The 10,991-nt window shown below is 62.7% G+C and carries 9 protein-coding genes; 7 read left to right on the forward strand and 2 right to left on the reverse strand.

Annotation, left to right across the window (positions count from 1 at the left end):
* Positions 1–56: 56 nt before the first annotated feature.
* Positions 57–923 (reverse strand): LysR substrate-binding domain-containing protein, encoded by an 867-nt coding sequence (locus tag P3T23_RS11195; protein ID WP_429316204.1) that lies wholly within the window; start codon positions 921–923, stop codon positions 57–59.
* A gap of 136 nt (positions 924–1,059) precedes the next feature.
* On the opposite strand from P3T23_RS11195, the gene P3T23_RS11200 reads away from it, so the two are divergent.
* From P3T23_RS11200 to P3T23_RS11230, 7 genes are all read left to right on the forward strand, one after another.
* The gene (locus P3T23_RS11200; RefSeq protein WP_429316205.1) at positions 1,060–2,082 is read left to right on the forward strand and encodes an ABC transporter ATP-binding protein; all 1,023 of its coding nucleotides are present in this window, start codon (positions 1,060–1,062) and stop codon (positions 2,080–2,082) included.
* Complete coding sequence (locus P3T23_RS11205) at positions 2,079–3,200, forward strand: ABC transporter ATP-binding protein (RefSeq protein ID WP_429316206.1); 1,122 nt, start codon at positions 2,079–2,081, stop codon at positions 3,198–3,200. The genes P3T23_RS11200 and P3T23_RS11205 overlap by 4 nt, the downstream gene beginning before the upstream one ends.
* Before the next feature lie 58 nt (positions 3,201–3,258).
* A complete protein-coding gene (locus tag P3T23_RS11210; RefSeq protein ID WP_429316207.1) occupies positions 3,259–4,752 on the forward strand; it encodes an ABC transporter substrate-binding protein in 1,494 nt (497 codons plus the stop codon).
* Positions 4,753–4,759: 7 nt separating this feature from the next.
* Positions 4,760–5,704, forward strand: coding sequence for an ABC transporter permease (locus tag P3T23_RS11215; protein ID WP_429316208.1), 945 nt, complete (start codon positions 4,760–4,762; stop codon positions 5,702–5,704).
* Positions 5,704–6,597, forward strand: a complete 894-nt coding sequence (locus P3T23_RS11220) for an ABC transporter permease (protein WP_429316209.1) — start codon at positions 5,704–5,706, stop codon at positions 6,595–6,597. Before P3T23_RS11215 ends, P3T23_RS11220 begins: the two co-directional genes overlap by 1 nt.
* 63 nt (positions 6,598–6,660) lie before the next feature.
* Positions 6,661–8,298, forward strand: coding sequence for a gamma-glutamyltransferase family protein (locus P3T23_RS11225; protein WP_429316210.1), 1,638 nt, complete (start codon positions 6,661–6,663; stop codon positions 8,296–8,298).
* Positions 8,299–8,790: 492 nt separating this feature from the next.
* On the forward strand, positions 8,791–10,005 hold the full coding sequence (locus P3T23_RS11230) for a DUF389 domain-containing protein (RefSeq protein WP_429316211.1): 1,215 nt from the start codon (positions 8,791–8,793) through the stop codon (positions 10,003–10,005).
* Positions 10,006–10,292: 287 nt separating this feature from the next.
* Here the strand turns inward: P3T23_RS11230 and P3T23_RS11235 are convergent.
* A partial coding sequence (locus P3T23_RS11235) for a hypothetical protein (protein ID WP_429316212.1) occupies positions 10,293–10,991 on the reverse strand: 699 nt, incomplete at its 5' end.

Consider the following 10,991-nt stretch of genomic DNA (forward strand, 5'->3'; position numbering starts at 1 on the left):
GCAACAAGCGCAACAGACAACTCATCCCGTCTGCGCGAAAGCTGAGGCTCGACCCATCACGAAGCATTCAACGTATCGATGATGGCCTCCGTGATGCCGCTGTGGCCATACGACGCCCGCTGGATCAGCCCGACCGTGCGCAGGATCGGTGGATTCGCGATCGGCAACACGCGCAGCGCCGGGTCCGTCTGCCAGTTCGCGCGATGAAGTAGCGGGAGCACCGCCACACCCACGTTCTCCCGCACCAGCGCGGCGATGGTTTCGATTGAGTTCAGCTCCAGATATTCGTTGACCGTCGCACCAAGGCTCTGAAGGGCCTGCTCGACCACGCGACCGGTACGCACCCGCCGGTCGAAACGCAGGAAGCCGTGATGACGCAGAATCCGCAGGGGATCGGTATCGGTAACCTCGCGGCTCACGATCAGCACCAGCGGCTCGGTGTAAAGCGACGTCCATTTGAGTGTGTCGGGCAACACTTCGTCCGGCCGCGCCACGACCGCCGCGATATCCACCTCGCCTTCTTCCACCATCACGGCCAGTTCGTCCGAGCGCGCCGACAGCAGCCGCACATCCAGCTGCGGATGCGCCGTCTTGAGACTCGCGACCACCAGCGAAAGTGCGCCGATCACCGAAACCACCGCGCCGATCGTCACCGGCCCCTGCATCAAGGCGGCCGGCTTCGGCTCCAGTTCAGCCAGCAGGTCGAGAATCTGCTCGATCTTCGGCTGGATCTCGCGCCCCTGCCTCGTGAGCGTAATCTGCCGCGCGCTGCGATCGAAGAGCTGGCGCCCAAGTGCCTGTTCGAGACCACGCATCTGCAGGCTCACCGCCGCCTGGGTCAGCGCGACCTTTTCAGCCGCGGCGGCAAACGACCCCGTCTTCGCCACGGCTCGAAAGGTTTTCAGCATCCGGAGTGTGGGCATTGCTTGCTCGTCCGATATTCAAGTAAAAGTTAAGCATCGAAAAGAAATATTAATATTTTCTGATGTTGCGCGGCGGACATAATCAAATACTGAAAGCCATCGAAAGGATGACCTGCGCGATGTGGAGTGTCGAAGGATGAGCCGTGAAGAGCGTCGACCGGTACTGGAAGTCAGCGGTTTCTCGCTGAAATTCTCCCGCGCACCCCATGTCCCCAATCTTGTCGACAACGTCTCGTTCTCGGTGGGCGCGGGCGAAACCCTGTGCATCGTGGGCGAGTCGGGCTGCGGCAAGAGCGTGACCTCGCTCGCGCTGATGGGCCTGCTGCCGAGCCCGCCGGCCAACGTCGTGGCCGGCTCGGCCATCTTCGACGGCCGGGACCTCTTCAGGCAAACCGAGCGCGAACTGGCCGACATCCGCGGCAATCGCATGTCGATGATCTTTCAGGAGCCGATGACGTCGCTGAATCCGGCCTTCACCATCGGCGACCAGATTGCCGAGAGCGTCGAGCGGCATCAGGGCTTGGCCCGCGCGAAGGCACGCGACGCAGCGCTCGCGATGCTGCGGCTCGTACGGATTCCCGCGCCTGAAAAGCGGCTCGACGCTTACCCGCACGAACTGTCGGGCGGCATGCGTCAGCGGGTGATGATCGCGATCGCGCTCGCCAACCGCCCGCAATTGCTGATCGCCGACGAGCCCACCACCGCGCTCGATGTGACGATCCAGGCGCAGGTGCTGGCGCTGGTGAAGAACCTTCAGGCTGAAACGGGCACGGCCATGGTGCTGATCACCCACGACCTCGGCGTGGTGGCCGAAGTCGCCGACCATGTGGCCGTGATGTACGCGGGGCGCATCGTCGAGTACGGCACCGTCGATGACCTCTTCGACGACCCGCAGCATCCGTACACGATCGGCCTGATGGGTGCGATTCCATCGGTCGGCAAACGCGAAGGCCCGCTTGCGACGATCCACGGGTCGGTGCCTTCGCCTGAACAGATGCCGGTCGGCTGCCGCTTCGCGCCGCGCTGTCCGTTCGCTGAACAGCGCTGTATCGACGCTGCGCCGCCCGACAAGCTCATCGACGGCACGCACCGGGTTGCGTGCTGGGCCGCGCCCGTCGAATTCTCCGCCACGCCGTGCACGAAGGAGGTGCTGACATGAGCACGCAACCGTCGTCACTGCAAGGCGCTGTCACGCACACATCGAATCCGCCGATCATCGAAGCCCGCGAGTTGACAAGGCACTTCGGCGGGACCCGGCATCTCTTCGCCCGCACACCGACCGTCTACGCGGTCAATGGCGTGTCGCTCGCGGTACAGCAGGGCGAGACGTTCGCGATCGTCGGCGAATCCGGCTGCGGCAAGTCGACCCTCGGGCGCCTGTTGCTGCGCCTGATCGATGCCACCGAAGGCCGCGTGCTCTATCAAGGCAAGGACATCACGCAGATCGGCGCTGCCCCGATGCGGCGGCTGCGTCGCGAGATGCAGATCATTTTCCAGGACCCGTTCGCGTCGCTGAACCCGGGCATGACGGTCGGCCAGATCATCGGCGAGCCTATTGCACTGCATGGTCTCGCACGCGGCGCGGCGCGCACTGAGCGCGTCGCGGAACTGTTGCGCACGGTCGGGCTTCAGCCTGGCTACGCCGACCGCTACCCGCACGAGTTTTCCGGCGGCCAGCGGCAACGCATCGGCATTGCCCGCGCGCTGGCCGGCGAGCCGAAGCTGATCGTGGGCGACGAGCCGGTCTCGGCGCTGGACGTTTCGGTACAGGCGCAGGTGATCAATCTTCTGGAAGCGCTGAAGCAGGACCTGGGGCTGACGCTGATCATGGTCGCCCACGACCTCGCCGTGATCCGCCATATGAGCGATCGCGTCGCGGTGATGTATCTCGGCGAGATCGTCGAACTGGCCCACGTCGACGATCTGTTCGACGCGCCGCTGCATCCGTACACACAAGCGCTGTTGCGGGCCATTCCGGCCAGCAGCCCCAGCCAGCGTCGCGACAAACCGGCGCTCTCGGGTGATCTGCCGAGCCCTACCGCCCCGCCGCCGGGTTGTCGCTTTCACACGCGTTGCCCGCACGCGAAGCCGCGTTGCAAGGATGAGCGGCCACATAACGAAACGCTGCCCGATGGACGACAGGTCGCCTGCCACTTCTGGCGCGAAATCCAGAATGCCGGTAGCGGAACATCGCTGGTGGCGAGCGTCAGTCCGAAGTTGGTCGAGCGCCTTGGCATCTATCGCGAGCGCCAGGCGCTGGCAAGCGGCGGCGTTTGACCTCGTCACCGCGAAGCAGTCCGTTACTTGAACATCAGATCAAAAAGGAAAAGTCCGCATGCGTAGAATCTTGATTGCCGCAGCGCTGGCCGCGAGCGCAAGCACCGCGATGGCCCAGACGATACGTATCGGTCTGCAGGACGATATCGGTTCGCTCGATCCGGCGCGCAGTGCTCAGGTCGTCGACCGGATCGTCTTCAGTTCGCTGTGCAATTCGCTCGTCGATATCAGCCCGGACCTGAAGATCGTGCCGATGCTGGCCACCTCCTGGACGACCAGCGCCGACGGCAAGACCCTGACCTTCAAACTGCGCCAGGGCGTCAAATTCCACGACGATGAGCCGTTCAACGCGGCTGCGGTGAAGGCCAACCTCGACCGCGCCCGCACGCTGCCCACCAGCAATCGCAAGAGCGAACTGGCGTCGATCGATCACGTCGACGCGATCGACGAGTACACCGTCGCGATCGTGCTGAAAGCACCCGATGCCGCACTGCTCGCCACGCTGTCGGATCGCGCGGGCATGATGCTCGCGCCCAAAACGCTGTCCGACGATAACGGCGTGGCGACGCACCCGGTGTGCTCCGGCCCGTACAGGTTTGTCGAGCGTGTGCAGAATGACCGGGTCGTGCTGCAGAAATTCCCGGGCTATTGGGACGCGGACAAATATCCGATCCAGAACGTGATCTTCCAGCCGATTCCCGACAGCACCGTGCGCCTCGCGAACGTGCGCTCCGGGTCGCTCGACATGCTCGAACGTCTTGCGCCGTCGGACGTCGCGTCGGTCAGGAACGACAGGAACCTCAACTTCGTGTCGATCAGCGGGCTGGGCTTCTATGACGTCACGTTCAACGTCGCCAACGGTGCGCGCGGCAACACGCCGCTCAAGGACAAACGCGTGCGCCAGGCCTTCGAACTCGCGATCGATCGCGATGCGATCAACCAGGTGATCGGCGCGGGCATCTATACGCCCGCCAACCAGGCGCTGCCGAAAACGAGCCCCTACTTCGATCCTTCGATCAAGATCACGCATCGCGACGTCGCAAAGGCGAAGGCGCTGCTGAAGGCTGCCGGCTACGACCACGTCAACGTCGAACTGACATTCGGCAACAACACCGTGTCGAGCCAGATGGCGCAGATGCTGCAGGCGATGCTGGCCGAAGCCGGCATCAACCTGAAGCTGCGTCCGACCGACTACGCCGCCGCCCTCAACGCCGCGCATAACGGCGACTTCGAAGCGCTGTACACCGGCTGGTCGGGCCGCGTGGACCCGGATGGCAACCTGCATCAATTCACCACGTGCAAGGGCAATCTGAACTACGGGCACTACTGCAACGGCGAGGTCGACCGTCTGCTGGACGACGCGCGGATCAAGACGAATGCCGCGGACCGCAAGCCGCTGTACGACTCGGCGGCAAAGATCCTCGCGGATGAAGATCCGATCGTCTACATCTACGTGCAGCCCTGGCCGTTTGTGCTGTCGAAGAAGGTGCAGGGCTTTACGCCCTACCCGGACGGGCTGATCCGTCTGCGCGGCGTCAGCATCAAGAGCTGAGCGGATCATGTTGCGCATCATCGCTAACCGCGTGCTCGTTGCGATACCGACGCTGATTCTGGTGTCGATGATGATCTTCGGCCTGCAGAAGCTGCTGCCGGGAGACCCCGTCATGGCGATGGCCGGCGAAGACCAGAACCCACAGGTCATCGCGGCGCTGCGCGTCAAATACCATCTCGACGAGCCGGTGCCGGTGCAGTACGTGCTGTGGGTTCGCGATGTGCTGCACGGCAACCTGGGGAGCTCGCTGCGCACGGATGTACCGGTCACGGAGCTGATCGCGCAGAAGCTGCCGGTCACGCTGCAACTGGCCGTGATGGGGATGATCGTCGCGATCGGCATCGGCATCCCGGCCGGGATTCTGTCGGCCGCGAGCAAGGGCGGCGCGCTCGATTACGGCGCGAATATCCTCGCGCTGTCGGGCATGTCGATTCCGAACTTCTGGCTCGGCATCATCCTCATCTTCGTTGTTTCGGTGGAATGGCATCTGCTGCCCTCGTCCGGCTACGTCCCGCCCGGCGAAGACTTCTGGCTCAGCATCAAGACGATGATCATGCCCGCGTTCGTGCTCGGCGCGGCGCTCGGTGCGCAACTGATGCGCCATACGCGCAGCGCGATGCTGAGCGTGCTGCGCACCGACTATATCCGTACCGCACGCGCCAAAGGACTATTGCGCGGCACGGTGATCATCAAGCACGGCTTTCGCAATGCGCTGATTCCGATTGTGACCGTGCTGGCGCTCCTGTTCGGTGAACTGCTGGCCGGCGCCGTGCTGACCGAACAGGTCTTCACGATTCCCGGCTTCGGCAAGCTCATCGTCGATGCGGTCTTCAATCGGGACTATGCTGTCGTGCAAGGCGTGGTGCTCGTCACGGCCTTGTGCTTCATCGTCGTCAACCTGTTCGCCGACGTGCTGTACATCCTGCTCAATCCCCGACTGAGGCGAAGCTGATGGCTACCCCCGCCCATCCTGCCGCTTCCACTTCCGCTTCCGTTCCTGCGCCGCTGCCGCGCGGGCGGCGGCGCGCACTCACGAAGTTCATGCGCAATCGCGCCGCCGTGGCGGGCGCTTTCATCGTGCTGCTGGTGATTCTCGTGGCGATCTTTGCGCCGTGGCTGTCTCCCTATGATCCGGTCCAGGCAAGCTTCATGACCGTACGCCAGGCGCCGTCGGCATCGCACCGGTTCGGCACCGATGAGCTGGGCCGCGACGTGTTGACGAGGCTGCTGTGGGGCGCGCGTGCTTCGCTGCTGGCCGGCGTGGTGTCGGTCGGGATCGCGGTCGCGATCGGCGTGCCGCTTGGGCTCCTCGCGGGCTACTTCGGCAAGCTGGTGGACGGCGCGATCTCGCGGCTCGCCGATGCGCTGCTGTCGATCCCCTTTCTGATTCTTGCGATTGCGATGGCCGCGTTTCTCGGCCCGAGCCTGAGCAACGCGATGGTCGCGATCGGTGTCTCGGCGATGCCGCGTTTCGTGCGCCTGACGCGTGGCCAGGCAATGAGCGTGAAGGCCGAAGATTACGTCGAAGGCGCGCGCGCGATCGGTCTTGGTGACTTCCGGATCATCGTTCGCTACATCCTGCCGAACGTCCTGCCGCCGATCATCGTGCAGGCGAGCCTGACGGTTGCAATGGCGATCATCGCCGAGGCCAGCCTGTCGTTCCTCGGGCTCGGGCAGTTGCCGCCGGCGCCTTCGTGGGGATCGATGCTGAATACCGCGAAGGACTTCGTCAGTCAGGCACCGTGGATGTCGATCTTTCCCGGCATTGCGATTTTCCTCGCCGTGCTCGGCTTCAATCTGCTCGGCGACGGCCTGCGCGATGCGCTCGATCCGCGCGAGCTGTAACGCTATTGCGGCGTGCCATGCGTGCGCCGTTCACCCCGTTCACTCTTTTCCTATGAGTTCACCATGACCCGCTTCAACTGGCAAAACCCCTACCCCACGCCGCGCCTGCCGGTCTTCGCGCGCAACATCGTTTCGACGTCGCATCCGCTGGCCGCCCAGGCCGGCCTGCGCATGTTGTGGAAAGGCGGCAATGCGGTCGATGCGGCGATCGCCGCGGCCGCCGCCATCACCGTGGTCGAACCGGTCTCGTGCGGGCTTGGCGGCGATGCGTTCGCGCTCGTGTGGGACGGCGCGAAGCTGCACGGACTGAACGCCTCGGGGGTGTCGCCTGCGGCGTGGAATGTCGACTACTTCAAGCGTAAGTACGGCGAGGAAAACGGCCTGGCGATACAGCCTAAGCGCGGCTGGGATGCGGTGACCGTGCCCGGCGTGATCGCCGGCTGGGAAGCGCTGCACCAGAAGTTCGGCACGCTGCCGTTCGCCGACCTGATGGAGCCGGCCATCGAGATCGCCGAGCGCGGTCATGCGGTGGCCAGCATCGTCGCGTACAAGTGGGCCGCCGCCGTGCCCGAACTGAAGGATCAGCCGGGTTTTGCCGACACCTTCATGCCGCGCGGCCGCGCGCCCGAAGTCAGCGAACTGGTGCGCTTTCCCGGTCATGCCAGGACGCTGCGCAGGCTCGCCGAACTTGGCCCGCGCGCGTACTACGAAGGCGAGATCGCCGAACGGATCGCCGCGTTCGCGCGCGAGAGCGGCGCCGCACTTACGCTCGACGACCTGCGCAACTATCGCGCCGACTGGGTCGAGCCGATCGGCAAGAACTATCGCGGCTACACGGTCCACGAGATTCCGCCGAACGGCCAGGGCATCGCGGCGTTGATTGCGCTCGGCATCCTCGAACACTTCGACATCGAGTCGCTCGCGGTGGACAACATCGAATCGCAGCATCTGCAGATCGAGGCCATGAAGCTCGCTTTCGCCGACGTCTACCGCTACGTCGCCGATCCGCGTTCGATGGACGTCACGCCCCAGCAGATGCTCGACGACGCCTATCTCGCCTCGCGCGCGAAGCTGATCGATCCGAAGCGCGCCACGCCGTTCGACTTCGGCATGCCGAAGGCCGGCGGCACGATCTACATGTCGGTGGCCGACGAGCGCGGCATGATGGTCAGCTTCATCCAGTCGAACTACATGGGTTTCGGCTCGGGCGTGGTCGTGCCCGACAGCGGCATCGCGCTGCAGAACCGGGGCTGCGGGTTCTCGATGGATCCGAAGTCGCCGAACGTCGTCGAAGGGGGCAAGCGGCCGTTCCATACGATCATTCCGGCGTTCCTCACGCAGCAGGTCGAGGGGCGGCAGGAAGCGGTGATGAGCTTCGGCGTGATGGGCGGCGACATGCAGCCGCAAGGTCACCTGCAGTCGGTGGTACGGATGCTCGACTACGGCCAGCAGCCGCAGGCCGCGTGCGATGCGCCGCGCTGGAAGGTCAACCGCGACTTCACGATCGACATCGAGGCGACGCTCGATCGAAACACCGCGCGTGCGCTTGAAGAGATGGGCCACACGATCAAGTCGGTTGACGATCCGTATATGGACTTCGGCTCCGGGCAGTACATCTGGAAGCTCGACCGTAACGAGCCGGAGCGCGGTTATGTGGCGGCCAGCGACAGCCGGCGCGACGGGCTGGCGGCGGGGTTCTGAGAGCCGTGGACCGGGTCAGTGGCCGGGAAAATGCGGACTGGTCCATGAACTGAAGCAGCGAACGTATTCCTGCATCGGATGCGGGGATACGAATTCCGCATGAAATGCGGCGATATGCATTGCGAGAGAGCCGACCTGGAGTGGGCTTTCCTGTTTGTGGACGCGGTCGAGCATCACGGGTTGCGGGGGATGTTGCGAAGCGGAAGGAGTCGGCTTCATTGATGCCGTCCTGCTCACGCTATTTCGCAGAGTATCGGAAAAGACCTGTCCGATGCACCCGCCCGGTCATCGCTCCTCGCGAAGTGTGAACCGACAATAGAGTTGGACACAAAAGAATAGAGTCTGACACAAGTCGGGCGGCCCCAGCGGGCCGAAGGCGCCGGGCCGGAGCCCCTACCGCGCGAGCGGTTTCGTTCTGCGGCCAGAAACAGTCCCTCGTGATCGATTTGCGGATGGCCGTAAACGGGGACAAAGCCGTCTTTCGACGGACGATTGAACGACAACTCTTTTAAATCGACTTATTCCCCTTCCAGCGCGATGATCGTCGTCATTGCTTTCACGGATTGCTTTGAGACGGGAGTCCATGTCCGGGAACGCCGGCGTAGAATCATCCGGCACGCGCAGATTTGCTCGTACCGAGCCAATCCGAATCGGGAGCGGATCGTGGTGGAGAATCCATTCGACAGACTAGTTCGCGACGAACAGCAAGCGCACCGGCAGCGTGTGCGCGAGGATATTTATCAGGCGGCCGTCTTAAGCCCCGCTTTCCTGTTAATGAACGGGCTCGCCACGACAATCGCCACTTGCGGACTGTTACAAGACAGTCCAGCGGTGATTATTGGCGCGATGTTGATTGCCATGCTACTTGGCCCCGTGATGGGCGTTGCGCTCGCGTTGCTTGAGAGCGATTTCATGTTCCTCTCAAAGAGCTTGCTGGCGGCTGGGGTGGGCGTAGTTGAAGTGATGGCTATCGCCTTCATCATTGGCCTCGCCACTCGGGACATTGCGATTTCCCACGAAATAATGGCACGCACTGCCCCTAACCTATTGGACCTGATTGTTGCCTTGGTCGGTGGCGCGGCGGTAGCCTATGCGACCGTAACGCCCCGGCTTAGCGTGGCACTTGTGGGCGTCGCGATTGCAACCGCGCTGGTCCCGCCCCTTGCAGCCAGCAGTATCCTGCTCGCACACGGCCAAACGAGGCTCGCGCTAGGCGCTGTATTGCTGACTTTCACCAATATGGTTGCCATCCAGCTCGCATCCTCGATTGTCTTATGGGTTCATGGATACCAGAAATCCGCAGAAATTCCACGGAACGCGAAAGTGCAATTTCTTAAGGGACACGCAATAAGCATCTTCCTCTTCCTCGTGCTTTCTGTCGTGCTGGCTGCCAGCCTCCATCGCGTTGTTGTGCAACATCAATACGAAGTCGCAACCCGCGCAGTATTGCAGCAGGGAATTAACGCAACACCAGGGAACTACCTGGCGGATGTTCGTTTCGATAGATCGGGCGATAACGTAAATATTATCCGTGCCGTGGTGCGCGGTCCCAATCCGCCATCGGCGGCTCAAGTTGCGGCTCTTGAGGCGCAATTACCCCGTTCTCCTGACCTCATGCCGTCTGAACTGAGAATCCGTTTTGTACGGACGATGATTATCAATCCGCATGGTCTCGTGGTCGATCATCCCGAGGACAATTCCGAGTAGCGCTCAACGCGTCTTTCGCGGCAGTCCGCTGTGCGCGGGAAACGAGACGTTCGGAGGGCTAAGGCGGACGGCTGGAATGGGTCCAGGCCGTGTGAAAACGCAGGCTAAACGCGAGGTTCGATAAAGGCGATCCTTCAGATCGCGCTGTATTGGCCTGGCAGTGCGTTGGGAAGGGTAAAGCGACACCCGAAAACCGGGTACTTTTGCGTTTTTACACGGCCTCGGTCGGGTGCTGCCCATCGGTGGAGGTAGTTTCCCAGGAAAACTGGATGACATTGTCAACGATATCACGCTGCAGACGGGCCCGATGACCGGATGGCAATACGCCGGTGGTGGACAGCCAGCGCTGCCTCGCCGCCGCTCGTGGCGTGAAAGAGTCCAAGCTGCTCGAACTCCTCTTCCTGCAGCGGCGTGATGGCGATATCCGTGTAGGCGTAACGTTCCGGTGCCTTCATGACTTCCCTGAGGATAGCCTCTGTCCTGAGGTAGAAGCGCAGATATTTTGTCGCCTTGACAGCGGTCTCACTCCAGTAGCGCGGATAGAAGCGAAGCGGCGATTCGACCGGTAGCCCCCAACGGCGGTCACGGCGGTGTTTCATCCGCAGGGCTCCCCCTTCGAGCGGATGCACACCCTCGTGTTCGATCATCAGTCTGAACCAGGCGATTGTGCGCATGATCGTCTTCGGTCGGCCGTTCGGGATCTGCGCTGCCCGCTTGACGATCGTGCGGATGTGCTCGTACGAGTAGAACGCGCTCCAGGCGCACCGATACGCTTCGTCCCATTCAGCGTCCGACATTTTCGGGTGGTGCGTGACCCGGTGGTTGGTGTCGTATTTGTTGAGGTCCGGGTCCATCCATTCAACGTTCCTTACCATCGTCTGATGATCCTCAGAGCCCGGAAGCGGGGTGAGCATGAAGAATTCGAGAATGTCTATTGGCAATTCACGCTTGATGATCTCGATGTCGCGCAGGATCGATTCTTTCGT

This window comes from Paraburkholderia sp. GAS448 (assembly GCF_050435685.1).
Classification (GTDB): domain Bacteria; phylum Pseudomonadota; class Gammaproteobacteria; order Burkholderiales; family Burkholderiaceae; genus Paraburkholderia.

What these genes read in the sequence shown, in the direction of transcription:
- P3T23_RS11205 (WP_429316206.1), top strand. Translation starts at nt 2,079, where the DNA reads ATGAGCACGCAACCGTCGTCACTGCAAGGCGCTGTCACGCACACATCG.
- P3T23_RS11215 (WP_429316208.1), top strand. Translation starts at nt 4,760, where the DNA reads ATGTTGCGCATCATCGCTAACCGCGTGCTCGTTGCGATACCGACGCTG.
- P3T23_RS11195 (WP_429316204.1), bottom strand. Translation starts at nt 923, where the DNA reads ATGCCCACACTCCGGATGCTGAAAACCTTTCGAGCCGTGGCGAAGACG.
- P3T23_RS11220 (WP_429316209.1), top strand. Translation starts at nt 5,704, where the DNA reads ATGGCTACCCCCGCCCATCCTGCCGCTTCCACTTCCGCTTCCGTTCCT.
- P3T23_RS11210 (WP_429316207.1), top strand. Translation starts at nt 3,259, where the DNA reads ATGCGTAGAATCTTGATTGCCGCAGCGCTGGCCGCGAGCGCAAGCACC.
- P3T23_RS11200 (WP_429316205.1), top strand. Translation starts at nt 1,060, where the DNA reads ATGAGCCGTGAAGAGCGTCGACCGGTACTGGAAGTCAGCGGTTTCTCG.
- P3T23_RS11225 (WP_429316210.1), top strand. Translation starts at nt 6,661, where the DNA reads ATGACCCGCTTCAACTGGCAAAACCCCTACCCCACGCCGCGCCTGCCG.